This window comes from Bradyrhizobium sp. 192 (genome assembly GCF_023100965.1).
Lineage (GTDB): Bacteria > Pseudomonadota > Alphaproteobacteria > Rhizobiales > Xanthobacteraceae > Bradyrhizobium > Bradyrhizobium symbiodeficiens.
On sequence record NZ_CP064690.1, the window covers coordinates 1,444,504 to 1,469,932 of the forward strand.

Annotated in this window: 23 protein-coding genes; 5 read left to right on the top strand and 18 right to left on the bottom strand. The window is 63.6% G+C overall.

Annotated features, from left to right (window positions below):
- Positions 1-30 precede the first annotated feature (30 nt).
- From IVB24_RS06810 to IVB24_RS06825, 4 genes are all read right to left on the bottom strand, one after another.
- The gene (locus IVB24_RS06810; RefSeq protein ID WP_247772507.1) at positions 31-492 is read right to left on the bottom strand and encodes a DUF3237 domain-containing protein; all 462 of its coding nucleotides are present in this window, start codon (positions 490-492) and stop codon (positions 31-33) included.
- Between the two features lie 12 nt (positions 493-504).
- Complete coding sequence (locus IVB24_RS06815; protein ID WP_094976675.1) at positions 505-1,824, bottom strand: TRAP transporter permease; 1,320 nt, start codon at positions 1,822-1,824, stop codon at positions 505-507.
- 2 nt (positions 1,825-1,826) lie between these two features.
- A complete protein-coding gene (locus tag IVB24_RS06820) occupies positions 1,827-2,336 on the bottom strand; it encodes a TRAP transporter small permease (RefSeq protein ID WP_094976676.1) in 510 nt (169 codons plus the stop codon).
- Between the two features lie 203 nt (positions 2,337-2,539).
- The gene (locus IVB24_RS06825) at positions 2,540-3,556 is read right to left on the bottom strand and encodes a TRAP transporter substrate-binding protein (protein WP_094976677.1); all 1,017 of its coding nucleotides are present in this window, start codon (positions 3,554-3,556) and stop codon (positions 2,540-2,542) included.
- A gap of 266 nt (positions 3,557-3,822) precedes the next feature.
- Between IVB24_RS06825 and pobA the strand changes: the two genes are divergently transcribed.
- Positions 3,823-4,992: a 4-hydroxybenzoate 3-monooxygenase gene (gene pobA / locus IVB24_RS06830; RefSeq protein WP_140481288.1), complete on the top strand. Its 1,170-nt coding sequence runs from the start codon at positions 3,823-3,825 to the stop codon at positions 4,990-4,992.
- Between the two features lie 125 nt (positions 4,993-5,117).
- Positions 5,118-5,537, top strand: a complete 420-nt coding sequence (locus tag IVB24_RS06835; protein ID WP_247772508.1) for a PaaI family thioesterase — start codon at positions 5,118-5,120, stop codon at positions 5,535-5,537.
- A 134-nt stretch (positions 5,538-5,671) separates the two neighbouring features.
- On the opposite strand, the gene IVB24_RS06840 is transcribed toward IVB24_RS06835, so the two are convergent.
- On the bottom strand, positions 5,672-6,556 hold the full coding sequence (locus tag IVB24_RS06840; RefSeq protein ID WP_094976680.1) for a LysR family transcriptional regulator: 885 nt from the start codon (positions 6,554-6,556) through the stop codon (positions 5,672-5,674).
- A 120-nt stretch (positions 6,557-6,676) separates the two neighbouring features.
- Here IVB24_RS06840 and IVB24_RS06845 point away from each other — a divergent pair, with 120 nt between their 5' ends.
- Complete coding sequence (locus IVB24_RS06845; protein ID WP_247772509.1) at positions 6,677-7,297, top strand: pyridoxamine 5'-phosphate oxidase family protein; 621 nt, start codon at positions 6,677-6,679, stop codon at positions 7,295-7,297.
- 45 nt (positions 7,298-7,342) lie between these two features.
- Here the strand turns inward: IVB24_RS06845 and IVB24_RS06850 are convergent, their stop codons facing one another.
- The 3 genes from IVB24_RS06850 to IVB24_RS06860 are packed head-to-tail and all read right to left on the bottom strand — an operon-like array spanning position 7,343 to position 10,889.
- Positions 7,343-8,074 carry an ABC transporter ATP-binding protein gene (locus IVB24_RS06850; RefSeq protein WP_247772510.1) on the bottom strand — a complete coding sequence of 244 codons (732 nt, stop codon included), beginning with the start codon at positions 8,072-8,074 and terminating at the stop codon, positions 7,343-7,345.
- Entirely contained in the window at positions 8,071-9,840 is a 1,770-nt protein-coding gene (locus IVB24_RS06855) for a branched-chain amino acid ABC transporter ATP-binding protein/permease (protein WP_247772511.1), read from the bottom strand. The genes IVB24_RS06850 and IVB24_RS06855 overlap by 4 nt, the downstream gene beginning before the upstream one ends.
- Positions 9,841-9,848: 8 nt before the next feature.
- On the bottom strand, positions 9,849-10,889 hold the full coding sequence (locus IVB24_RS06860; RefSeq protein WP_166476228.1) for a branched-chain amino acid ABC transporter permease: 1,041 nt from the start codon (positions 10,887-10,889) through the stop codon (positions 9,849-9,851).
- Between the two features lie 176 nt (positions 10,890-11,065).
- Between IVB24_RS06860 and IVB24_RS06865 the strand changes: the two genes are divergently transcribed.
- Positions 11,066-11,599 (top strand): MarR family transcriptional regulator, encoded by a 534-nt coding sequence (locus IVB24_RS06865; RefSeq protein ID WP_140481282.1) that lies wholly within the window; start codon positions 11,066-11,068, stop codon positions 11,597-11,599.
- 128 nt (positions 11,600-11,727) lie between these two features.
- On the opposite strand, the gene IVB24_RS06870 is transcribed toward IVB24_RS06865, so the two are convergent.
- The 10 genes from IVB24_RS06870 to IVB24_RS06915 form a co-directional block, all read right to left on the bottom strand.
- Positions 11,728-13,011, bottom strand: coding sequence for a glycerate kinase (locus IVB24_RS06870; protein WP_247774053.1), 1,284 nt, complete (start codon positions 13,009-13,011; stop codon positions 11,728-11,730).
- A gap of 193 nt (positions 13,012-13,204) precedes the next feature.
- Positions 13,205-14,434 (bottom strand): ABC transporter substrate-binding protein, encoded by a 1,230-nt coding sequence (locus tag IVB24_RS06875; RefSeq protein ID WP_094977067.1) that lies wholly within the window; start codon positions 14,432-14,434, stop codon positions 13,205-13,207.
- A 174-nt stretch (positions 14,435-14,608) separates the two neighbouring features.
- On the bottom strand, positions 14,609-15,838 hold the full coding sequence (locus IVB24_RS06880) for an ABC transporter substrate-binding protein (protein WP_247772512.1): 1,230 nt from the start codon (positions 15,836-15,838) through the stop codon (positions 14,609-14,611).
- 258 nt (positions 15,839-16,096) lie between these two features.
- Positions 16,097-17,323, bottom strand: coding sequence for an ABC transporter substrate-binding protein (locus IVB24_RS06885; RefSeq protein WP_247772513.1), 1,227 nt, complete (start codon positions 17,321-17,323; stop codon positions 16,097-16,099).
- A 120-nt stretch (positions 17,324-17,443) separates the two neighbouring features.
- Positions 17,444-18,679 (bottom strand): ABC transporter substrate-binding protein, encoded by a 1,236-nt coding sequence (locus IVB24_RS06890; RefSeq protein WP_247772514.1) that lies wholly within the window; start codon positions 18,677-18,679, stop codon positions 17,444-17,446.
- A gap of 31 nt (positions 18,680-18,710) precedes the next feature.
- Positions 18,711-19,730: a branched-chain amino acid ABC transporter permease gene (locus tag IVB24_RS06895; RefSeq protein ID WP_094976689.1), complete on the bottom strand. Its 1,020-nt coding sequence runs from the start codon at positions 19,728-19,730 to the stop codon at positions 18,711-18,713.
- Between the two features lie 2 nt (positions 19,731-19,732).
- Entirely contained in the window at positions 19,733-20,611 is an 879-nt protein-coding gene (locus IVB24_RS06900) for a branched-chain amino acid ABC transporter permease (protein WP_094976690.1), read from the bottom strand.
- A gap of 14 nt (positions 20,612-20,625) precedes the next feature.
- A complete protein-coding gene (locus IVB24_RS06905; protein WP_018318824.1) occupies positions 20,626-21,339 on the bottom strand; it encodes an ABC transporter ATP-binding protein in 714 nt (237 codons plus the stop codon).
- On the bottom strand, positions 21,336-22,133 hold the full coding sequence (locus IVB24_RS06910; protein ID WP_094976692.1) for an ABC transporter ATP-binding protein: 798 nt from the start codon (positions 22,131-22,133) through the stop codon (positions 21,336-21,338). The genes IVB24_RS06905 and IVB24_RS06910 overlap by 4 nt, the downstream gene beginning before the upstream one ends.
- A gap of 66 nt (positions 22,134-22,199) precedes the next feature.
- Entirely contained in the window at positions 22,200-23,066 is an 867-nt protein-coding gene (locus IVB24_RS06915) for an IclR family transcriptional regulator (protein ID WP_162308938.1), read from the bottom strand.
- 131 nt (positions 23,067-23,197) lie between these two features.
- Here IVB24_RS06915 and IVB24_RS06920 point away from each other — a divergent pair, with 131 nt between their 5' ends.
- Positions 23,198-25,294, top strand: coding sequence for a 3-hydroxyacyl-CoA dehydrogenase NAD-binding domain-containing protein (locus tag IVB24_RS06920; protein ID WP_094976693.1), 2,097 nt, complete (start codon positions 23,198-23,200; stop codon positions 25,292-25,294).
- Positions 25,295-25,429: the final 135 nt, after the last annotated feature.

Sequence of the window (25,429 nt, forward strand, 5' to 3'; positions counted from 1 at the left end):
CACACCGATGTGGCGGCGGTCAATGCGGCCTCACATCACCTGATGCACGTCGATCACGACGCGGTCCGCATGGCGCGCGGCCGAGCCGACGAAAATGCGCTCCATCAGCCAGCGATATTTCTCATGTCCGGTCTCGAATTTCGGCACGGTGCGGAAGTAGATCAGCATGGGATCGACCGGCTCGCCGCGCTTGAGCTTTTGCAGAAGCTCGACCGGACCGAAGCGCATGCCCTTGTTCTCGACATAGACGATGGCGCCGTCGTCGGTTTCGAACGCGTATTTGGCTTCGAGATCGATCAGTTCGTTGGGGCGAATGGTCTGGAAGTCGGCGCCGAACGGCAGCACCGTTCCTGAAATCGCGCCTGTCACCTCGCCGCCGACGATCGGAATGATGCGGCGGAGGCCGATCCCGGTCTCGCCGGCGGTGACGACGTCGCCGATGCGCGCGGTGACGGTGAAGACGTATTTGGTCTCGAGCGTCGGTGTGGTCATCGCTTCACCTCTTCAATTCGCCATCATCCGCGTCGGTAGCCAGGTCGCCAGCAGCGGGAAGGCGATCAAGATCACGAGGCGGATCAGGTCCGTGACCACGAAGGGAATCACGCCCTTGAAGATCGTGGAGAAGGAGACGTCCTTCACCACGCTCTTGATGACAAAGACGTTCATGCCGACCGGCGGGTGGATCAGGCCGAGCTCGACGGTCATCACGATGATGACGCCGAACCAGATCGGGTCGAAACCGAGATGCGTGATCACGGGGAAGATGATCGGCACGGTCAGGATGATCATCGCCATGGCGTCCATCAGGCAACCGAGCACGAGATACATTACCATGATCAGCGCCAGCACGCCGTAGGGGCCAAGGCCGAGGCCGGTGAGGAATTCCGTCACCTTCTGCGGCGTCTGCGTCACCGTGAGGAAATAGCCGAAGATCAGCGCGCCGATCAGCACGGTGAAGACGGCGGCCGCGGTGCGCGTCGCCTGCAGCAGCGACGCCAGGATCTTCTCGCGGTCGAGCCGGCCGGTCACCACGCCGATGATGAACGCGCCGGCGGCGCCGACGCCGCCAGCTTCGGTCGGTGTGAAGCGCGGCAAATAGGGCAGGCCGTAGAGTCCGCCGATCACGAAGATGAACAGCAGCACCGGCGCCCAGATCTCCTTCAGGCCGGCAAAGCGCTCGCGCCACGGCGTCACCTTGCCCTTCGGCAGGAAGTCGGGACGAAAATAGCCGATCAGGAAAATCGTGATCATGTACATGCTCATCGCCAGCAGGCCCGGGATGATGCCGGCGATGAAGAGCTTCCCGATGTCCTGCTCGGTGATGATGCCGTACACCGCAAGCACGGTGGAGGGCGGCAGCATCGCGCCGAGCGTGCCGCCGGCGGCGATCACGCCGGTGGCGAACGATTGCGGATAGCCGAAGCGGCGCATCTCGGGATAGGCGACGGCGGAGAAGGTGGCGGCCGTCGCGACGGAGGAGCCGCAGATCGCGGCAAAGCCGCCGCAGGCGCCGACGGTGGCGATGCCGAGCCCGCCGCGCAAATGTCCGACGAAGCCGTTGGCGGCGCGGAACAGCTCGCGGCTCATGCCCGAATTGGACACGAACGAGCCCATCAGCAGGAACATCGGGATGACGCCGAAGGTGTAGTCGGTCACCGTGCGCATCGAGGTCTGGCCGACCAGCTTCAGCGCCGCATTGCCGTTGACGAGATAGGCGAAGCCGGAGACGCCGACGAGGCCCATGGCCATGCCGACGGGCACGCGCAGCAGCATCAGGACGAACAGGGAAACGAAGCCGATTAAGGCGACGGCATCGGTGCTCATGATTACTCCGTCGCCTTCAATTTGGGATCGTGCATGTCTTCGGGATGAAAGATCAGGCGGTAGGTGCGGATCGCGATCAGCAGCACGGCTGCGGCATCGCCGATCCATGCGACCGCAAAGAACGGCCATGTCGGCATGTGCATGTCGAAGGTCTGGACATTGTCGTTGTAGGTGCCGCGCACCTTGTCGAACAGCGTCCAGGTCTGCACGGTCACGACGAACAGCAGCACCAGCGTTGCGAACACGTCGATCCAGCGCTGCTGGCGCGGCCCGACATTGCCCCACACGAGGTCGACCGTGATGTGGGTGCCGCGATAGGAGGTCGCCGCGATCCCCCAGAAGATGAGGATGCCGAGCAGCAAGCGGCCGATGTCGAAGCTGTCGGGGATCGAGTAGTTCAGCGTGTTGCGCAGCAGCACCGACAGGAAGATGTCGAGCGCGACGATACCGACGAAGCCGGCCGCGATCCATTCGATCGTGTCGATGACGCGGTCCATCCAGGAGCGCTTCATGAGGGAAGAGTCCTATCTAAAATCCAGCGAAGTCGGGTTCCGAGAGGGAGGTGCGCTCCCTCTCCCGCTTGCGGGGGAGGGCTGGGGTGGGGGTGCATCCGCAATGAACGATCCCAAAGTGGAGAGAGCCCCCACCCGGCGCTTCGCGCCGACCTCCCCCGCAAGCGGGAGAGGTGCAGCGAGTGCGTGATCGCGTCTCGGCTTCACTCCGCCAGCGCGTTGTACTTCTTCAGCGAGGCCTTGAGCTCCGCGAGCGCGGCATCGGGATCGGCGCCGGTCTTCTTCGCGCCCTCGGACCAGGTCTTGACCAGCGGCTCGGCGGCCTTCTTCCAGGCGGCGGTCTGCTCGGGCGTCAGCTTGTAGACCTCGTGGCCGGATTCCGCCTTCACCTTGTCGATGCCGGCATCCTCGAACTTGCCCCAGTGCTCGCCGACCACGCCGGCCATTTCGGTCGAGCAATTCTTGTCGATCGCGGCCTTCTGCTTGTCGGACATCGCATTGTATTTGTCCTTGTTCATTACGAACACGAAGGTCGTGGTGTAGAGCGGCGCCTCCATGTCGTACTTGGTCACCTTGTCGATGCCGAACAGCACCAGGGAACCCCAGGGGAAGGTGACGCCGTCGGCGACGCCGCGCTCGATGATGTCGCGGACCTCAGGCGCGGAGGACTGCACGTTGGTGCCGCCGAGCGATGTCACGAAGTTCGCCATGGTGGCGTGCGCCGGGCGGATCTTCATGCCCTTCACGTCCTCGGGCATCACGATCTTCTTGGTCTTGGAATGGAACGAAGAGGGCGAGTGGACGAACGCCAGGCAATATTTGACGTCCTTCATCTCCTTCTCGGCATATTTGCGATACCAGGCGTCCAGGCCCATCGAGCCGCCCTTGGCATCCGAGATCAGGAACGGCAGCTCGCCGGCGCCGATGATCGGGAAGCGGCCGGGCTGGTAACCGGGATTGACATAGGTGACGTCGGCGATGCCGTCGCGCGCCATGTCGTAATGGTCGAACGCTTTGCCGAGCTGCTGGGCCGGAAACACCTTGCCCGTGATAGTGCCGCCGGAATCCTTGTTCACCGCGGCTACCCAGTCTTCCAATGATTTCTGCAGCGGATGCGAGGCCGGCACCCAGTGCGAGACCTTCAGGTCGAAGGTCTTGTCCTGCGCAAACGCAGGCGTCACGCTTGCTGCCAGCAGCAAAGCCAGACAGGCTTTCCTCATCACACGTCTCTCCCTTTTTGGCGAGGCGGGCTTCGATGGCCCGGTCTCATTAATTAACATGTTATCTAAATGGCGGGCCTGTTCAAGCCGGAACTGACGCGCGCGCTCGCGCATCCTCACCGTCAGCCTTGGTGCATGGATTTGTCGCCGTTCGCGGCGACCGGCACTCCCCTTTTGCCCAACCGTTATATGATATAATTATCCTGCACAGAGCAATGCGACAAGCGGGCTGCGACGAAAGCCTAAGGGATCGGGAGGAGCAAGTATTGCGGACAAAAGTCGCAATTATCGGGGCAGGACCGGCAGGATTGTTGCTGGGGCAACTGCTGCACGCTTACGGCATCGAGAATGTCATCCTGGAGCGGCAGAGCCCGGATTACGTGCTCGGCCGGATCCGCGCCGGTCTTCTGGAAGAGGGAACCGTCGGGCTGCTCGACCGGATCGGCGCCGGCGCGCGGGCGCATGCCGAGGGTCTGGTGCATGAAGGCATCGAGCTCGCCTTCTCCGGCCGCCGTCACCGCATCGACATGAAGGGTGCGACCGGCAAGACGGTCATGATCTACGGCCAGACCGAGGTCACGCTCGATTTGATGAATGCGCGGAAAGCTGCGGGTCTTACTTCGGTCTACGAGGCCAGGGACGTGCAGCCGCATGATTTCGACGGCAGTCACCCGCGCGTAACCTGGGTGAAGGACGGCGTCACCCACACGCTGGATTGCGATTTCATCGCCGGTTGCGACGGTTTTCACGGCGTCAGCCGCGCCAGCGTGCCCGTAACGGCGATCGAGGAGTTCGAGCGGATCTATCCGTTCGGCTGGCTCGGCATTCTGTCGGAGACGCCGCCGGTCAGCCATGAGCTGATCTACTCCAACCACGCCCGCGGCTTTGCGCTTTGCACCATGCGCTCGACGAAGCGCAGCCGTTATTATGTGCAGTGTTCGCTCGACGATCATGTCGACCAATGGCCGGACGACCGTTTCTGGGACGAATTGAAGCGCAGGCTCGACCAGGAGGCGGCCGACAGCCTCGTCACGGGCCCCTCGATCGAGAAGAGCATCGCGCCCCTGCGCAGCTTCGTCGCCGAGCCGATGCGCTTCGGCCGGATGTTCCTGTGCGGCGATGCCGCCCACATCGTGCCGCCGACCGGCGCCAAGGGCCTGAACCTCGCCGCCAGCGACGCGCATTATTTATCGAGCGCGCTGCGCGAATTCTACGACGAGAAATCCAGCGCCGGCCTCGACGCCTATTCCGCTACGGCGCTCGCGCGGGTCTGGAAGGCCGTGCGCTTCTCCTGGTGGATGACCTCGATGCTGCACAAATTCCCCGACAACGGCACCATCGGTGCCCGCATCCAGCTCGCCGAACTCGATTACGTCACGCAGTCGCAGGCCGCGATGACGTCGCTGTCGGAGAATTACGTGGGATTGCCGTTTTAGGGCGGCACCGTCATATGGCGCCGCCTGTTTCAAACACCCGCGCAAATTCCGTTTGAAACTTTGTAATTGATGCAACCGTCATCGCCATCGCGTTCAATGCTGGTGACCAGCAACGCGAGATCGCCATGGCCAACACCAACATTCCCGCCGGCTTCGAGCCGCATTTCCGCAAAGCGCCGCTCACGGATCCCTGGGAGCCGCTCTATTCGAAGAAAGCCGAAAAGGGTGTCACCGTGGGGCTGCGCCTGGCGACGCCGCACACCAACGCGCGCGGGCTGATTCATGGGGGGCTGATCGCCGCGCTGGCCGATGCCGCTATGGGCTACAGCTGCGCCCAGGCAACGGGCTGGACCACGTCGTTCGTCACGATCTCGTTGTCGGTCGACTATGTCGGTGCCGCCGAGACCGGCCAATGGCTCGCGGTCGAAGGTGAGGCGATCAAGACCGGCAGCACGATTTGTTTTGCGCAGTGCCTGGTGAGAGCCGATGACGCCGTGATCGCGCGGGCGAGCGGCACGTTCCGTGTGGTGCCGAAGAAGGGATAGTCTCTCCATGTCCCGGACGCGCTGCAGCGTGCAACGCTGCTGCGCAGAGTCGGGACCCATGTCTCGACAGGGTACCGTGCGGCCTTCTGGGTCCGGGCTCTCCGCCACTACGCGGCGCGTCCGGGACACGGGCCTCACCCGAACCTCCACTCCGCCGTTTCCACCACGAGATCGACGAACGCGCGCACCTTGGCCGAGAGCAGGCGCGAGGTCGGGTAGATGATGTGGATCGGCAGCGCCGGCTGCTCGTATTTCGCCAGCACGATCTTCAGCCGTCCGCGCTTCAGCCCCTCGGCGGCTTGATAGGCCAGCACGCGCGTCACGCCGCCGCCGGCCTCGGCGTATTGCAGGGCGGCGTCGGCGCTGTTGCTGATGAAGCGGGGCGATGGCGTGACCTCGATGTCGCGGCCGTCCTGCACGAAGTGCCAGCCGGCGGTTGGGCCGAACTGGATGGTCTGGTGTTGGAGCAAAGCTTCCGGCGTCTTCGGCTCGCCGTGGCGCTTCAGATAACCCGGCGTCGCCACCACGATCCGCCGCATCTCGCCGACCTGGCGCGCCACCAGCGTGGAATCGGCGAGATGACCGATCCGCACCGCGACATCGACGGCGTCCTCCACGAGATTGACGAGATGGTCGGACAGGCGCAATTCCGCGCCGACCTCGGGATAGCGTTTGAGATAGGCCGTCATGACCGGCCCGACATGCAGCCGTCCGAAGCCGACCGGTGCCGAGACCACCAACCGTCCGCTTGGCCGGTTGCGCTCCTCCCGCGCGGAGCCGTCGGCCTCCTCGACATCGGCGAGGATCCGCCGCGCGCGCTCGAGATAGCGCGTGCCGACGTCGGTCAATCTCACCTGCCGGGTGGTTCGCTGCAACAGCCGGGCGCCGAGATGCTCCTCCAGCGCCGCGATCAGCCGCGTCACGGCCGAGGGCGACAAATGCAGCTTGCGCGCCGCCGGTGCGAAGCCGCTGAGATCGGCTACGGTGACGAAGACGTGCATGGCTTCGAGGCGGTCCATCTCATTATTGCATATATCGCAATGATGAAGTGTCAAGCAGGTAGATTGTTTTGATCGGCGGAAGGTCCATGTTGGGAGGCGAAAGACGCAGCAATGCGCCGGAATTCAGGAGATGTTCCGATGACGACGGCAGTCCACACTTATGCAAGCGACGTTGCCTTCACCCCCGCGGTGAAGGCGATCCAGGCGCGCAAGGGTTCGCGCGAGGCTTATGGCCGCGTCGAGCAGCGCGGCTGGCGCACCGAGGTCGATGAAAACCTCGAGGCCTTTCTCACGGACGCGAACAGCTTTTACTTCGCCACCGCATCGGCCGATGGCCAGCCCTATATCCAGCACCGTGGCGGCCCGAAGGGCTTCCTAAAGATACTGGATAAGCAGACGCTCGCCTTTGCCGACTATGCCGGCAATCAGCAGTTTATCACCCAGGGCAATCTCTCGGAGAATCCAAAGACCTATATCTTCGTGATGGACTACGCCCATCGCCGCCGGGTGAAGCTCTGGGGCGAGGCGCGCGTTGTCGAGGACGACGAGGCGCTGACAGCGTCGATGATGCCGAAGGGCTACCGCGCTCGGCCCGAGCAGGTGATCCTGTTCAAGATCGAAGCCTGGGACACCAACTGCCCGCAGCACATTCCGCAGAAATTCGACGCGGGCGATGTCGCCGCGGCGCTGGCGGCGAGGGATGCGAGGATTGCGGAGCTGGAGGCAGAGGTGGCGGCGTTGAAGGGAGAGGCGAGCTGAGCGGTTTCTTCGCCTCTTCCCGCCTGCGGGACGAGGAAGAAAAACCTAAATCACACTCTCGCCTTCATGCTGGAAGCCGAGATAGCTGGCTGCCACCCGCTCGTTCGCCGCGATGTCGCTGGCCTTGCCGCTGAGCACGAACTCGCCGAGCTCCATCACGTAAGCCTGGTCCGCGATCTTCAGCGCGGCCTGCGCATTCTGCTCGACCAGCAGCACGGAGACGCCGCTGGCGCGCAGCTCGGTGACGATGCGGAAGATGTCGGCGACGATGATCGGGGCGAGGCCGAGGCTCGGCTCGTCCAGCATCAGCAGTTTCGGCTCGCCCATCAGCGCGCGGCCCATCGCGAGCATCTGCTGCTCGCCGCCGGAGAGCGTGCCGGCGAACTGCTTGCGCCGCTCCTTCAATCGCGGAAACAGAGTGTAGACGCGCTCCATTGATGCTTTCGCCTTGCGCTTCTCGATGCGGAAGGCGCCGAGCTCCAGATTGTCCTCGACATTCATGGTCACGAACAATTCGCGGTGCTCAGGCACGAGGCCGAGCCCCATCGCGACGCGGTCCTCGATGTCGAGCCGGGCGAGATCCTGCCCCGCAAAGGTGACGCGGCCTTTCAGCGGCAGGATGCCGATGATAGCCGACAGCAGCGTGGTCTTGCCGGCGCCGTTGGCGCCGACGATGGTGACGATCTGGTTCTGGCCGACCTCGAGCGAGACCGAGCGTACCGCCTCGACCTTGCCATAGGCGACATGTGCGTCGGTGACGGACAACAGCGCGCTCATGCCGCCACTCCGAGATAGGCCTTGATCACTTCGGGATTGGTTTTGATCGTGGCAGGCGTGCCTTCGGCGATCTTGGTGCCGAAATCGAGCACCACGATGCGGTCGGCGAGGTTCATCACGAAGCCCATGTCGTGCTCGACCAGGAGCACGCTCATGCCGCCGTCGCGCAAGTCGCGCAGCAGCTTGGCGAGCTGCTGCTTCTCCATGTGGCGCAGGCCGGCAGCCGGTTCGTCGAGCAGCAGCAGCATCGGATCGACGCAGAGCGCCCGGGCGATCTCGACGATGCGCTGCTGGCCGAGCGAAAGGCTGCCTGCGAGCTGATGCATCTGGTCGACAAGGCCGACGCGCTCGATCTGGCGGGCTGCTTCGGCGAGCAATCTGGCCTCGTCGGCACGGTCGAGCCGCAGCATCGAGGCGATTGGCCCGGAATGACCGCGCAGATGCGCGCCGATCGCGACGTTCTCCAGCACGGTCATGTCAGGGACCAGTTTCACATGCTGGAAGGTCCTGCTGATGCCGAGCTTGACGATCTCCTGCGGCGGCGCCTTGTCGACCTTCTTGCCGAGCACCGAGACCGAGCCTGACGTGGCCGACAGCACGCCGGTGATCAGGTTGAAGGTCGTGCTCTTGCCGGCGCCGTTCGGGCCGATCAGCGCTACGATCTCGCGGGCCTGGACGTCGAAGGAGACGTTGTTGACCGCGACCACGCCGCCGAACTGTTTTCGCGCCTTGTCGACCTGGAGCAGGATGCCGGACTGGCCGGGCGCGCGGGGTCGCTGCTCGAGCTTCAGCGAGGTGTCCGGATTCTTGCCACTGGTCCGCTCCGGCAGGAACGACATCAGCCACGGCCAGAGGCCGCCGGGTGCAAGTTGCAGCAGTGCCACCAGCATGATGCCGAATACGATGGTCTCGACCTGCCCGGAGCCGGGCAGGATCAGCGGCAGATAGCTCTGCAGCACCTCCTTCAGCACCACGACGATCGCAGCGCCGAGCACGCCGCCCCAGACATAGCCGGCGCCGCCGACCACCGCGATGAAGAGATATTCGATACCGGCCTGCGCGCCGAACGGCGTCGGGTTCACGGCGCGCTGGAGATGCGCGTAGAGCCAGCCCGAGAGACCGGCGAGCACGGCGGCATGGATGAACACCAGCAGTTTGGCGCGTGGCGTGTGCACGCCGAATGCCTCCGCCGCGACATGGCCGCGCCGGAGCGCACGGATGGCGCGGCCGGTGCGGGAATCCAGCAGGTTCATGGTCAGCAGGGCCGAGACGATCACCGCGATCCAGATCGCGTAATAGATCGAACCGGGCGAGAGCATCTTGAACGTGCCGATCGACAGCGGCGGAATCGCCGAGATGCCGTCGTTACGGCCTAGGAATTCCAGCTTGCTGAAGAGATAGAACAGGCCGAGCCCCCAGGCGAGCGTGCCGAGCGGCAGATAGTGGCCGGAGAGGCGGACGGTGATCAGCCCGAGCAGCACCGCCAGCGATCCGCTGACCACAAGCGACAGCGGCAGCGTCAGCCAGGGCGACAGGCCGTAGGCCGTCGACAGCACCGCGGTGGTGTAGGCGCCGAAGCCGACGAAGGCCGCCTGTCCGAACGAGGTCAGGCCGCCGACGCCGGTCAGCAGCACGAGGCCCATCGCGACGAGGGCCGCAAGCCCGATATTGTCGAGCAGCACGATCCAGAACGGCGGCATGCCCGGGACGAACGGAATCGCGGCCATGACGAGTGCGAAGACGATGATGGGAAGGCGGCTCTGCATCTTAAGCCTCAGTCCTTCTCTTCTTCGACGGCGGGCGCGGCGAGCGAACGCAGCAGCAGCACGGGGATCAGCAGCATGAAAACGATCACCTCCTTGTAGTTGGAGGCATAGAAGGACGAGAACGCCTCGACGAGGCCGACGACCAGCGCCGCGGCGGCGGTGAGAGGATAGCTGACGAGGCCGCCGATGATCGCGGCGACGAAGCCCTTCAGGCCGATCAGGAAGCCTGAGTCATAGTAGAGCGTCGTGATCGGCACGATCATGATGCCCGACAACGCGCCGATGACGGAGGCCAGCAGAAAGGCAATCTGCCCCGACAGCGTGGTGCGGATGCCGACGAGACGCGCTCCCAACCGGTTCACGGCGGTCGCGCGCAGCGCCTTGCCGTAGAGCGTCAGGCCGAAGAACAGCCAGAGGCCGACGATGAAGGCGATGGTAATGCCGTAGACGGTGAGGCTCTGGCCGGTGAAGCGCAGCGAGCCCGCGGTGAATGCGCCGGACAGCACCGCAGGTCCGCGCTGGCCTTCGGCGCCGAAGAACAGCAGGCCGAGGCCCTGCAGCGCCAGATGGACGCCCACGGATGCGATCAGCAGCACCAGCACGGAGGTGTGTGCCAGCGGCTGGAATGCGACGCGATAGAGATAGAGGCCGATCATCGCCACGATCACCAGCGACAGCGCGATCGAGACCGCGACCGGTGGCTTCTGGGCGGCAAAGTACACGGTCAGCGCCAGCACGACGGCCGGCAGCACGATATTGGTGAGGGCGCTGCGGACGATCAGGCGGCCATGCAGCGCCTTGCGCGCGACGAACAGGTCGAAAGCGAAGGCGCCGATGCCGAGCGCCAGCGCGAGCTTGGCCGTACCCGGCATCTGGCCTGCGGCCAGCGAAGCGTAGGTCAGCGCGCCATAAGTGACGAATTCGCCCTGGGGGATGAGGATGACGCGGGTGACGGCGAACACCAGCACCAGCGCCAGGCCGAGTAGCGCATAGATCGCGCCATTGGTGATGCCGTCCTGCACCAGGAACAGCATGATGGTGGTATTCAAGACCGGACGCTCCCCCTTAAGATAACGGACCGGTCCCCCCGATTGCGGTGGACGGTCAGCTCACAGCCATTGAAAAACGCTGACGATATTTGATATGGTCCATAACAATTATCAAATATAACATCAAGGGCGGGAACGATCCCTCCCGAATTTAGCGGGATTACGAGCACGAGGCGATGACCGTTTCCAAAGCCGCCGAAAAGTCCTCCGAAAAGCTTGCCGACACGGCCAAGGGCCGCAAGGACGCGGCCGAGCTGCAAGGTCAGGGGGCCGGCGAAGCGCTCCAGCTCGGCGAGCTCTCGGAACAGCTCGGCTATGTGCTGAAGCGGGCGCAGCTCAAGGTGTTCGAGAACTTCCTGCGCTGCATGGCCTCGCTCCAGCTCACGCCGGCGCAGTTTTCCGTGCTGCTGCTGGTCGAGAAGAACCCGGGCCGTAACCAGACCGAGATCGCCTCCACCCTCGGCATCCTCAGGCCGAACTTCGTGGCCATGCTCGACAATCTCGAGAGCCGCGACCTTTGCGCGCGGATCCGTTCCACCAACGACCGCCGCTCGCACATCCTGGTGCTGACCGACAAGGGCAAGGCGGTGCTGGCCCGTGCCAAGAAGCTCGTCGCCACCAAGCACGAGGCCCGCCTGAACGAGCTGCTCGGGCAGGCCAACCGCGAAGCCCTCATCGCGATGCTCGCGAAGGTCGCGAGCGACTTCTGAGGCGGATTGTCTTCGTCCGCGAAGGCAAACGATCCGGTATTCCAGCGGCCGTCATGGGATACGGAGAAGCCGCGGCGTACTGGAGTCCCCCCTTCGCGGGGAATGACACCGTCATTGGCGCAGGCGCCTCAGTCCACCAGGATCACCCTGATGTCGTTCACGTTGGTCAGCGTCGGTCCCGGCAGCAGCAAGTCGCCTGTTGCCTCGAAGAACGTCGTGGCGTCGTTGTTGTCCAGGTACGCCTGCGGCTGGAGCCCCTGCGCCTTCATCTTTGCGAATGTCGTCGCATCGATCAGCGCGCCGGCGGGGTCGGTGGGATGGCCGGCGCCGCCGTCGGCACCGTCGGTGTCGCCCGCCAACGCCGAAACATCAGGTGTGTCCTGCAGCAGGGCGGCCAGCGCCAGCGCGTATTCCTGGTTCGGTCCGCCGCGCCCCTGGCCGCGCACGGTGACCGTGAGCTCGCCGCCGGAAAGGATCGCGAGGCGCTTGCCTTGCGCGCGCGCTTGCAGCGCCAGCCTGGCGTGATCGGCGGCGACCTCGCGCGCCTCGCCTTCGAGATCGGCGCCGAGGTCGATGGTCTCGTAACCGGAGGCGCGCGCGAGCTTCACCGCGGCGTCGAGCGACTGCTTCGGCCGTGCAATCAATTCGAAATGCGCGCGGGCGAAGGCGGCATCGCCGGGCTTGCAGCTTTCGTTGGCGGGATCGTCGAGCGCGCGGCGCACGGCATCGTCGATGTCGAGCTTGTATTTCGCGACGATGGCGCGCGCATCGGCCAGCGTGGTCGGATCAGGCACGGTGGGACCGGAGGCGATCGCGGAAGGATCGTCATGCGGCACGTCCGAGATCGCGAGCGTCACGATCTCGGCGGCATTCCTGCCGGCACGTGCGAGGCGGCCGCCCTTGATCCGCGACAGATGTTTGCGCACGACGTTCATCTCGCCGATCGGCGCGCCCGAACGGAGCAGCGCCTTGTTGACCGCCTGCTTCTGCGCAAAGCTGATGCCCTCGCTGGGGGCGATCCAGTTCGCCGAGCCGCCGCCGGTGAGCAGCACCAGCAGCAGATCGTCAGGGCCGGCTTCGCCCGCGAGCGCGAGCGTGTCGGCGGCGCCCTTGAGGCCAGCTTCATCCGGCACGGGATGACCGGCCTCGACCACGCCGATGCGGCGCGTCGGCACGCCGTAGCCGTGGCGCGTGGTGGCGATGCCGACCATGCGTTCCGGTGCGAGCTGCAGCGTGTCGAGATAGTGCCGTTCGGCCGCCGCGGCCATGGCGGCTGCGCCCTTGCCGGCGGCCAGGCAAATCACGCGTCCCTTGGGCGCCGGCCGCAAGTGCGGCGCCAGCACCACATTGGGATGAGCGGCGGCAACGGCAGCGTCGTACAGCGCGCGGAGCAGGGGACGGCGATCGGTCATCACGATGGCTTTCGGCAGACGGAAGAAATCGGCGGCCTTTGCCGCTTCACCTGCCTACCGCATCGGGCGCCAAAGCGTAAGCCGGCTTTGCCGTCATTCGATTGTGCAATCGCGTGATCACAATCGGCAGGCAAGCAAGAGCCCCCTGCGACGGTCTCGCAGGGGGCCTTTTCCTCGTCGTGTGCTTCAGATGCTAGCCGCCGGCTTGAGCGTTGATCACGTCGCCGAACAGCTCCCATCGCTCGCCCTTGAAGCGCTGCAACTGCAGCGAGCTGATCGGCGCGAAGTCGGTCGCCGACGTGTTGATCTTGATGCCGGGCAGCAGCACCTCGGTGCGGAAGTCCTTCAGGCTGGCGGCCTGCTTCATGACGTTCGCGCGCGTGAGGTCGTCGCCGCAGTTCTTGAGCACCTGGACCAGTGTCTGCGCCACGCCGTACCCGACGATCGTGCCGCCATCGGTCTTGTCGCCTTCGGGGAAGTATTTCGCCATGAAGTCGAGGAAGCCCTTCATGCCGGCGTCGTTCGCCCATTGGGTGTCCGTGGTGTCCTTCAAATAGGCCGCCGAGATGACGCCTTGCGCGTTTTCGAAGCCTGCCGGCTTGATCACGCTTCCGACCGACGCCGAGACGTTGTTGAGGAAGTGGGTGGGCTTCCAGCCGATCTCGGCATTCTTCTTGATGGCCTGCGCGGCAAATTTAGGCGTGGTGATGTTGACGAAGACGTCGGCGCCCGTCGCCTTCAGCTTGACGATGTGGTTGTCGATCGTCGGCTCCGAGGTCTCGTAGCTTTCCTCGGCGATGATCATGCTCGCGGCTTTCGATCCGAGGCCGTCCTTCAGGCCCTTGAGATAGTCCTTGCCGTAATCGTCGTTCTGAAACAGTACGGCGATCTTGGCGTTCGGCATCTCTTTGAGAATGTATTTCGCATAGATCTGCGTTTCGCTCTGGTAGTTGGGTTGCCAGCCCATGGTCCATGGGAAGTCCTTCGGATCGTTCCACTTGGTGGCGCCGGTGGCCACGAACAGCTGCGGCACCTTCTTCGAGTTCATGTATTTGTGGATCGCAGAGTTCGGCGGCGTGCCGAGCGAGTTGAAGATCAACAGCACCTCGTCGCTCTCGACCAGCTTGCGCGCCTGCTCGACGGTCTTGGGCGGCGAATAGCCGTCGTCGTAGGAGATGAAGTTGATCTTGCGGCCGTTGATGCCGCCCTCCTCGTTGATCTTCTTGAAATAGGCGGCTTCGGTCCGCCCGATGATGCCGTAGGCGGAGGCCGGTCCGCTGTAAGGCATGATGTTGCCGATCTTGATCTCGGTATCGGTCGCGCCGGTATCGTATTTCTTCTGGGCCGACGCGGTGGAGGTCGTGGCCGCAATGAGCGCAAGCGCCAGTGACGCAACCGCAAATTTGCCGGTGACAGCAGGCATTCCATTCTCCCTATTTTTCTTGGTGTGTGCGTCCCTTTTCTTGGCCTGATTGTTTTTGGCGACGCGCCCGCAATTGAATACGATTTGCCCGAAAGCTTCAAGGAAAAGCCCCCGCGGCATGGCCGCGGGGGCTGCGTCTTTAGTCGGTGGCTGGATCCTGGGCGACTGGCAAGGTCAGCCGCCGACGTCGCCGCTCAAGATATCGCCAAATCGCTCCCAATGCTCGCCCTTGAATCGGATCAATTGAACCTGGGAAATGGGTGCGAAGTCGCTGGCCGACGTGTTGACCTTGATGCCGGGCAGCAGGCCCGCCGGCTCGTAGTCCCTGATGTTGGCGGCCTGCTTCATGATGTTCTCGCGGGTCAAATTGTCGCCGCAAGCCTTGAGCACGTGCACGAGACCCTGGCTCACGATGTAGGCGTACATCACCGAGGCGTCGGCGCGGTTCGCCTCCGGATAGTACTTATCCAGGAATTCGTTCCACGCGATCATCGCCGGGTCAGTCTTCCATTGGGCATCGGTGGGGTCCTTGAAATATTGCGACGAGATGATGCCCTGCGCGTTCTCGAAGCCGGCCGGCTTGATCACGCTGCCGATCGAGCCGGAGACGTTGTTGAGGAAATGCAGCGGCTTCCAGCCGAGCTCGCCGTTCTTCTTGATCGCCTGTGCCGCAAATTTCGGCGTGGTGATGTTCATGAAGACGTCGGCGCCCGAGGCTTTCAGTCTCACGATATGCGAGTCGATGGTCGGCTCGGAAACCTCATAGCTGTCCTCGATGACGATCATCGAGGCCGCCTTGGCGCCAAGCCCATCCTTGAAGCCCTTCAGATAGTCCTTGCCGTAATCGTCGTTCTGATAGAGCACCGCGATCTTGGCGTCCGGCTTGTTCTTCAAGATATACTTCGCATAGATGATGGTTTCGCTCTGGTAGTTGGGTTGCCAGCCCATCGTCCAGGGAAACTCCTTCGGATCGTTCCACTTCGTGGCACCGGTGGCGACGAACAGCTGCGGCACCTTCTTCGAATTCATGTATTTCTGAATTGCGGAGTTGGGCGGCGTACCGAGCGAATTGAAGATCAGCAGCACCTCGTCGCTCTCGACCAGCTTGCGCGCCTGCTCGACCGTCTTCGGCGGCGAGTAGGCATCGTCATAGCTGATGAAGTTGATCTTGCGGCCGTTGATGCCGCCTTCGGCGTTGATCTTGCGGAAATAGGCTTCTTCCGTCTTGCCGATCACGCCATAGGCGGACGCAGGTCCGCTGTAGGGCATGATGTTGCCGATCTTGATTTCGCCGTCGGAGGCGCCGGTGTCGTATTTTTTCTGCGCGAACGCCGTCGTGGACAGGACGGCAGCCAGCGCGAGGGCAGCCGAGAAGGCGCCCAACCGCACATGCATTGCAGGCATCTTGATCTCCCTGGGTGGATTTGAATGTGTCGTATTCTTGATTGGGAGCGATCGTTGCGCGCCGCTCCGACACACATTGAATACCCTTCCCGGGCGGCCAGCAAGCAGAACGCCTCGCGGGCGCTGTCGCAGCGAGGCGCTCTTTTTTCGAGAGGATGCGGAATATTCCGGCGCGCGAGATGAAATTCGTCTGCACTCGGCCACGCAGAAATTGTCTTGCGAAGTCCGGCTATTTTGAGTTGCGTGTTTGCGCGGGCTTCAGTGATCGATCTCGCTCGAGATCACATCGCCGAACAGCTCCCACTTCCGGCCCTTGAAGCGCATCATCTGCAGCTGCTCGATCGGGGCGAAATTGTCGGCTGCGGTGTTGATCCTGATGCCGGGCAGCAGCGTGTCGGGCTCGAAATCCTTCAAGGACGCTGCCTGCTTCATGACGTTGTCGCGGGTGAGGTCGTCGCCGCACATCTGCAGCACCTTCACTATGGTTTGAGCTGCGGCATAGCCGAACACGACGCCGGCATCGAGCTTGTTGGCCTTGGGATCGTATTGCGCGACGAAGTTGTAGAATTTCTTCATGCCGTCGTCGGCATTCCACTGCGGATCGGAGCCGTCCTTGGTGTAGCTCGCCGACAGCAGGCCTTGCGAGATCTCGAGGCCCGCCGGTTCGATCACGCCGCCGACGGAGGCGGAGACGTTGGAGACGATCTGGACCGGATGCCAGTTGATCTCCGCCGCCTTCTTGATCCCCTGCGCGGCGAATTTCGGCGTGGTGATGCTGATGAAGACGTCGGCGCCCGAAGCCTTCAGCTTCACCACGTGCTCGTCGATCGCGGGCTCGGAGGTGTCGTAAGCCTCTTCCAGCACGATCATCGAGGTCTTGGGCCCGAGGCCGTCCTTCAGCCCCTTCAGGTAGTCCTTGCCGAAATCGTCGTTCTGGTAGAGCACGCCGATCTTTCCGTCCGGCTTCTCCTTCATGATGTACTTGGCGTAGATGCGCGCCTCGCTCGCGTAGCTCGGCTGCCAGCCCATGGTCCAAGGATATTGCCTGGGATCGTTCCACTTCGAGGCGCCGCTCGCCACGAACAATTGCGGCACCTTCTTCTCGTTCATGTATTTGCGGATGGCGCTGTTGGTGGAGGTGCCGAGCGAGCCGAAGATCAGCAGCACCCCGTCGCTCTCGACCAGCTTGCGCGCCTGCTCCACCGTCTTCGGCGGCGAATAGGCGTCGTCATAGGAGATGAACTTGATCTTGCGGCCGTTGATGCCGCCCTCGGCATTGACCTTGTTGAAATAGGCCTCCTCGGCCTTGCCGATCGCGGCATAGGCCGAGGCCGGGCCGCTATAGGGCATGATGTTGCCTATTTTGATCTCGGTATCGGAGGCGCCGCTGTCGTACTTTTTCTGCGCCAGTGCCGGGTTGCTTATCGCGGTGCACAAAGCGAGCGCTGACCAAAGGGCCGCAACCTGAAAACGAACGGCGGTCATTGTTCTCCTGCCCCGAGTTGGATCGGCGCCGCATTGAACAAAATTGGCGCCCGCCGTCAACAAAAAGCCCCCGCGATCGCTCGCGGGGGCCTCTTGGACTTGGACTATTACGTCAGCGTGTCATTCGGACTTGAGGTCGCCGCTGATGATCTCGCCGAACAGTTCCCACTTCTCGCCCTTGAAGCGCTGCATCTGGAGCTGGGCGATCGGAGCGAAGTCGGTGGCGCTGGTGTTGATCTTGACACCGGGCAGCAGCGTATCCGGCGCAAAGTCCTTCAGGCTCGCGGCCTGCTTCATGATGTTTGCGCGGGTGAGATCGTCACCGCACATTTCCAGCACCTTGGCGAGGGTCGATGCGGCGCCATAGCCGTAGACCATGCTGGTGTCGGACTTGTCGGCGCCGGGCATGTACTTGTCGACGAACTCGTTCCACTTCTTCATGCCGGGGTCGTTGGCCCATTGCGGATCGGTGGAGTCCTTGGCATAGGCCGCCGACAGCACGCCCTGCGCGGCCTCGAAGCCGGCCGGCTTCATCACGCTGCCGACAGAGATCGACACGTTGGTGAGGATCTGGAGCGGCTTCCAGCTGAGCTCGGCCGTCTTCTTGATCGTCTGGGCCGCGAACTTCGGTGTGGTGTAGATCAGCAGCACGTCGGGATTGGCCGCCTTGATCTTGACGATGTGGCCGTCGATCGAGGGCTCGGACACTTCATAGCTCTCTTCCATGATGATCATGGACGAGGCCTTGGCGCCGAGGCCGTCCTTGGTGCCCTTGAGGTAGTCTTTGCCGAAATCGTCGTTCTGGTAGAGAATCGCGACTTTGGCGTCGGGCTTCTCCTTCATCAGCCATTTGGCGTAGATCTGCGCTTCGCTCTGGTAGGAGGGCTGCCAGCCCATGGTCCAGGGGAAGTTCTTCGGATCGTTCCACTTGGTGGCGCCGGTGGCGACGAAGAGCTGCGGGATCTTCTTGGCGTTGAGGTATTTCTGGATCGCCGAGTTCGAGGGTGTGCCGAGCGGGTTGAAGACGACGAGAACCTCGTCGCTCTCGACCAGCTTGCGGACCTGCTCGACGGCCTTGGGCGGCGAATAGCCGTCGTCATAGGTAACGAAGTTGATCTTGCGGCCGTTGATGCCGCCCTTGTCGTTGATCATCTTGAAGTAGGCTTCTTCGGTCTTGCCGATGATGCCGTAAGCCGACGCCGGACCACTGTACGGCATGATGTTGCCGATCTTGATCTCGGTATCGGAAGCGCCGGTGTCGTACTTCTTTTGGGCGAGTGCTGCGCCCGAGGTGATAGTGATGACCGCCGTTGCCGTGATAAGCGCGGCGGCTCGCAGTGTTCTTCCAAGATGCAAATCTAGTCTCCTTCGCTAAGGTAACAGGTTTTCAGTTTCTTCTGAGCTTGCCGGCGAGTTGCTGGCCCATTATCGCGATCTGCCTTGCGCCGTGCGGCACGAGGTAGATGACGAGGAACAACAGCACGCCGAACACGGCGCCGGACAGGCCCTTGGAGATGCTCTCCGCCATGTTCGGCACGAAGATGATGAAGGCCGCACCGACGAACGAGCCGGGCAGCCAGCCGACGCCGCCGACCACCATGCCGAGGAACAGCGAGATCGCGAGCGTGATGGTGTAGCTGTCGGGCGCCACGAACTGCACGGCAATGGCGCCGAGCGAGCCGGCTACGCCGGTGACGGCGGCGGAGACGCCAAAGGCGAGCGTCTTGTAGAGGGCGACGTCGACGCCCATGGCCGATGCCGCGATCTCGTTGTCGCGGATCGCCATGAAGGCGCGGCCCGAGCGGGAGCGCAGCAGGTTCACCGCGAAGATGTAGATCGCGATCGTCACGACCAGCGTGAAGTAATACAGCCACATGTCCTGCGACATGGGCAGCCCGAACGGCGCGTCCGGCTTGGTGACGACGAGGCCCTGCACACCGCCGGTCCAGTGCTCGAGGAAGTTCAGCTTCAGCAACTGCGGCATCGCGGTGGCAAGCGCGAACGTCGCGAGCGCGAGATAGACGCCCGACAGCCGCAGCGCCGGCTTGCCGAACAGGTAACCGAATCCGAAGCAGACCACGGCGGAAACCGGAATTGTCAGGGCATAGTTGACGTTGAAGTACTCCATCAGCACCGCCGACGTATAGGCGCCGACGGCGTAGAACGCGCTCTGGCCGAGCGAGAACTGGCCTGAGCCGCCGGTCAGGATGTTCAGCGCCAGCACGGCGAGCCCGTAGATCAGGAGCATCGTCATCTGGAAGATGATGAAGTTCTTGACGAGCAGCGGCACGATCAACAGCGCCGCCAGCACCACCAGCGAGGTGCCGGTGCCCAGCGTCATGGCCCGCTTCGGAACGGCCTCGACCGCCTGGTGGCCTTCGGCAACGACTTCTTCTGCTGCGCTCATGATCAAACTCGCTTGACGATGTGCCGGCCGAACAGGCCAGCGGGTTTGACGACCAGGACGGAGATGATCAGCGCGAGCGCGATCGGGAGTTTCAACTCGTTGCCGACGCCTGGGATGTAGGTGCCGGCGAGGTTCTCGAAGATGCCCATGAGGAAGCCGCCGACGACGGCGCCGAACGGGCTGGTCAATCCGCCGAGCACGGCGGCTGCAAAACCGTAGATCAGAACGCCGCCCATCATGTTGGGCTCCAGGAACACGACCGGCGCGATCAGCATGCCGGCGATGGCGCCGATCGCCGAGGCCATGCCCCAGCCGAGCGCGATCATCCAGGAGGTGTTGATGCCGACGAGGCGGGCGGATTCAGGCACCGAAGCGGCGGCCCGCATGGCGAGGCCGATCCGCGTGTACTGGAAGAAGAAGTACAGCGCGATCAGCAGCAGCACCGTGACGCCGATCATGCCGGCCTGGTGGGTCGAGATCAACTGGCTGCCGAGGAACGGCGAGGAGCCGAACGGGGTCGGGTATTGCTTGATGGTGAAGTCCCAGATCAGGCCGGCCGAGGAGTTGATGATCGCGAACAGCGCGATGAAGCCGGCGACATTGGTCAGCACCGGCGCCTTGGCGAGCGGCTTGAACAGGATACGCTCGATCGCGACGCCGCCGACGAAGGCGAAGGCCAGCGTGATCACGAACGAAGCCCAATAGGGCACGCCCCACTGCATCAGCTGCCATGAGACGAAAGTCGCAAACATCGCCATCTCGCCTTGCGCGAAGTTGAGATGGTCGATGGCCTGGTAGATCATCACCACGGCCAGCGCCATGCAGGCGTAAATGGCACCGGTGGCGATTCCAGCCAGGACCTGGTTGGTGAAAAGCTCCATTTGTCCCGGCTCCCTCAGTAACCCAGATAGGATTTGCGGATTTCTTCGTTGTTCGCGATGTCCTTGGCGTTGCCCGACATCACGATGCGGCCGGTCTCGATCACATAGGCCTGGTCGGCGAGCTCGAGCGCGAGCTGGGCGTTCTGCTCGACCACCAGGATCGAGACCTTGTCCTCGCGGTTGATCTTGCCGAGGATGCCGAACAGGTCGCGCACCACCAGCGGCGCGAGGCCGAAGGAGGGCTCGTCCAGCAGCATCAGGCGCGGTCGCAGCATCAGGGCGCGGGCGACCGCGAGCATCTGCTGCTCGCCGCCGGAAAGCGTGCCGGCCTGCTGGGTGTGGCGCTGCTTCAGCACCGGGAAATGCGCGTACATACGCTCGATGTCGGAGACGATCCCGGCGCTGTCCTTGCGGGTGATGGCGCCGAGCTGGAGGTTTTCCTCCACCGTCATGGTGGTGAAGGTGCCGCGGCCCTGCGGCACGTGGGCGATGCCGAAACGCACGATGCTCTCGGTGGAGCGGTTGTTCAGCGGCTTGCCGTCGAACTCGATGCCGCCGGTGGAGCGCACCATGTTGCAGATCGCGCGCAGCGTGGTGGTCTTGCCGGCGCCGTTGGCTCCGAGCAGCGTCACGAGCGAGCCCTCGTTGAGCGAGAAGGACAGGCCATGGAGCGCCTGGACCTGGCCGTAATAGGCGCGCAGGTCCTTGACGTTGAGCAATGTCGTCATTGGTCTTTGCTCCCGAGATAGGCCTTGATGACGTCGGGGTCCGCCTGCACCTGGCTAGGGGTGCCCTCCGCGAGCTTCTTGCCGAAATTCAGTGCGACGACGTGGTCGGCGATCGACATCACGAGGCCCATGTGATGCTCGACCAGCAGCACCGTCATGTGGCGCTCGCTGCGGATTTTGCGGATGAGGTCGCCGAGCACGTAGACTTCCTCGTGGTTAAGGCCGCCGGCGGGTTCGTCGAGCAACAGGATCTTCGGGTCCGCCGCGAGCGCGCGCGCCAGCTCGACGCGCTTCTGCGTGCCGAAGGGCAGGCCGGACACGACGGTGTGGGCGACGTCCTCGAGGTCGAGATAGGCGAGGATCTCGTGCACCTTCTTGTTCACGTCGCTCTCGCTGCGGCGGATCCAGGCCAGGCGCAGCGAGTCGCTGATGATGTCGCTGGAGGTTCGGGCGTGGGTTCCGACGCGGACATTGTCCATCACCGAGAGGTTCGGGAACAGCGCCACGTTCTGGAAGGTGCGGCCGATGCCGATCTCGGCGATCCGGTGCGGCGGCCGCGACAGGATGCTCGCACCTTCCATCAGGATGTCGCCGGACGACGGCTGATAGAGCCGGGACAGGCAGTTGAAGAGCGTCGTCTTGCCGGCGCCGTTGGGGCCGATCAAGCCTAGGATCTGGCCCTTCTGCATGTCGAAGGACACGCCGTTGAGCGCGATGATGCCGCCGAACACGACGCTGACGTCGCGAACCGCGAGCAGGGGCGATGTCCCCTGCGCGAGCTGTGCCTGCGTCATCTCGTCTCGCTCACGTCGTTCAGTGAGCGAAGGAGCGATGCGAACCGCTCCCGATGATGACAAAGGCTATCTGATCCCCTCGGCCACACGAGCAAGTTTCCCTCCTGATTTCAGCTTTTTGCTGACGTCTTTTTTGGAATGCGGCATCAGACCCCCGAGTGCCGCTTCGATGTTCCTTACCATCGCTAGCAGACGCGGTCCAATGTCGTTGATCAAACGCTCTTCCGTGAAGCGGAATGCGGGCGCGCCGCAATTGAATGCGTACGGACCGGTTCCGTCGTTGAGCCTGAGTGCGACGCCGGCGGCGCCGATGTCGTCGTGCCAGTCGCCGACGGAGATCGCAAAACCGTGTTTCGCCACGGTCTCGCCGGAACGTTCCAGTCCGTCGCGCATCTTGGGCCAGCGGCTGCCGTAATGTTCGCGCAACAGGCGCGACAGCTCTGCGCGGTCCGTGTCGTCGAGCGCCCAGAAATAGGCACGGCCCATCGCACTGGTTGCAATCGGCACGCGGGCGCCGACGTCAAGTTGAACCCCGACGGTCTCGCTGCCGCGGCTTTGCCCGAAATAGATCATGCTGTGACGGTCGCGGCCGCCGACGGCGACGGCGCCGCCGGTCGCGCGCATCACGTCCTCGCGGAACGGCTCGGACAAATGCCGAACGCCGAGATTGGCGAGCGCGGCGTAGCCGAGCGACATCGCCGCAGGTGTGAGCTGGTACTTCTCGAAGCGGGGAACCGGGGCAAGATAGCCGAGCTTGGTCAAGGTGTAGGTCAGCCGCGACACGGTCGGCTTCGGCAGATTGGTCCGAGCCGCAATCTCCTGGTTGCCGAGAAGGCCGTCATTGGGGTGGAATGCGCGCAATACGTCCAGTCCGCGGGAGAGCGCGACGACGAAATTCCGATCGGTCGCGGTCTTCTTTCCTGTACGCTTCATCCCTGATCTGCTTCTTGCGCGGAGTCGTTGACAAGCCACGTGCTTCAAAATAACCCTGCCGTCAAGATGCGGAATTAAATTCCGCACCGCGAAATCGAACAAAAGTAAATCCCCACCAAGGAGGGAACACCGTGAGCGAAGTGGTCAAGCTTGAGCGTCATGACGAGGTCGGGATCGTCACGGTCGACAGCCCTCCGGTCAATGCTCTGAGTGCCGCAGTCCGCGGTGGCATCCTGGAGTGCATCAAGGCCGCAATCGCCGATCCCGCCATCAAGGGCATCGTGCTGACCTGTGCCGGCCGCACCTTCATCGCCGGCGCCGACATCACTGAATTCGGCAAGCCGCCGAAGCCGCCCGGCCTCAACGAAGTGCTGGCCGAGATGGAGAATTCGCCGAAGCCGATCGTGGCCGCGATCCACGGTACCGCGCTCGGCGGCGGCCTCGAGGTCGCGCTGGCCTGTCATTTCCGCGTGGCTGTTAAAGAGGCAAAGCTCGGTCTGCCTGAGGTGAAGCTCGGTCTCCTGCCCGGCGCCGGCGGCACCCAGCGTCTGCCGCGCGCGGTGGGTCCCGAGCTCGCCGTCAAGATGATCGTCGGCGGTGATCCGATCGGTGCGGCGGAAGCCCTCAAGACCGGCCTGATCGAGGAGATCGTCGAGGGCCCGGCTTCAGGCGGCGAGGCTTTCGTGCGCAAACTGCTCGCCGAGAAGCGCCCGCTGCGCCGCCTGCGCGACGACGATTCCAAGATCGCTGCCGCCAAGGCCGACCGCTCGATCTTCACCAATGCGGTCGCCGCCATGACCAAGAAGTCGCGCGGTCTGGAAGCGCCGTTCGCCGCCGCCGACGCCGTCGGCTACGCCATTGACCTACCCTTCGACGAAGGTCTGAAGAAGGAGCGCGAGGGTTTCCTCAAGCTCGTCGCCAGCGATCAGTCCAAGGCGCAGCGTTATGCCTTCTTCGCCGAGCGTGAGGCCGCCAAGATTGCGGGCGTCCCCGAGGGCACCAAGCCTCGTCCCGTGAACCGCGTCGCCATCCTCGGCGCCGGCACCATGGGCGGCGGCATCGCGATGTCCTTTGCCAATGCCGGCATTCCCGTCACCCTGATCGAGACCGGCGAGGAGCAGCTCAAGCGTGGCATGGGCATCATGCAGAAGAACTGGGAAGCGACCGCGGCGCGCGGCGGCATCCCGGCCGACGCGCCCGCCAAGCGCATGGCGCTGATCAACGGCGTCGTCGGCATCGAGAACGTCGGCGATGCCGACCTCGTCATCGAAGCCGTGTTCGAGACCATGGCGGTGAAGAAGGAGGTGTTCGGCAAGCTCGACCAGTACGTCAAGCCCGGCGCCGTGCTCGCCTCCAATACGTCCTATCTCAACATCGACGAGATCGCGAAGTCGACCAAGCGTCCGCAGGACGTGCTCGGCATGCACTTCTTCTCGCCGGCCAACGTCATGAAGCTGTGCGAGATCGTGCGCGCCGACAAGACCGCGCCGGATGCGCTGGTCACCGCGGTGAACATCGCCCGCAAGATCGCGAAGGTGCCGGCTGTGGTCGGCGTCTGCGATGGTTTTGTGGGCAACCGCATGCTGGCCCAGCGCGGCAAGCAGTCGGAAAAGCTCTTGTTCGAAGGCGCGTTGCCGCAGCAGGTCGATGCCGTCGTCACCAAGTTCGGCATGCCGATGGGTCCGTTCGCGATGGGCGACCTCGCCGGCCTCGACATCGGCTGGCGCTCGCGCAAGGACCGCGGCATCAAGTCGGAGATCGCGGACGCGCTGTGCGAAGCCGGCCGTTTCGGCCAGAAGACCGGCAAGGGCTACTACAAGTACGAAGCAGGCAGCCGCTCGGCGCTGCCCGATCCGGAGGTCGAGAAGCTGATCGACGAGACGCTTGCCCGTCTCGGCCGCAAGAAGCGCGTCGTCAGCGACGACGAGATCCTCGAGCGCATGATGTATCCGATGATCAACGAGGGCGCGAAGATCCTCGAAGAGGGCATTGCCGCGCGTCCCTCCGACATCGACGTGGTCTGGCTCTACGGCTATGGCTGGCCGATCTACCGCGGCGGCCCGATGTTCTGGGCCGACAGCGTCGGCCTCAAGCACATCGCCGATCGCCTCGCCTTCTACGCCAAGGAGACCAACGATCCCAGCCTCGAGCCGGCGCCGCTGCTGAAGAAGCTCGCGGCCGAAGGCAAGACGTTCGCTTCGCTCGCGGCGGCGTCGAAGGCGGCTTGATGGCCGCTTCGTCTCAACCCTCGTCATTCCGGGATGCGCCGCAAGGCGCAGGCCCGGACTCCATAATCCCAGCTGGTGGTTATGGATTCCGGGCTCGCGACTTTGTCGCGCCCTGGAATGACGGTTTGTGTTAGT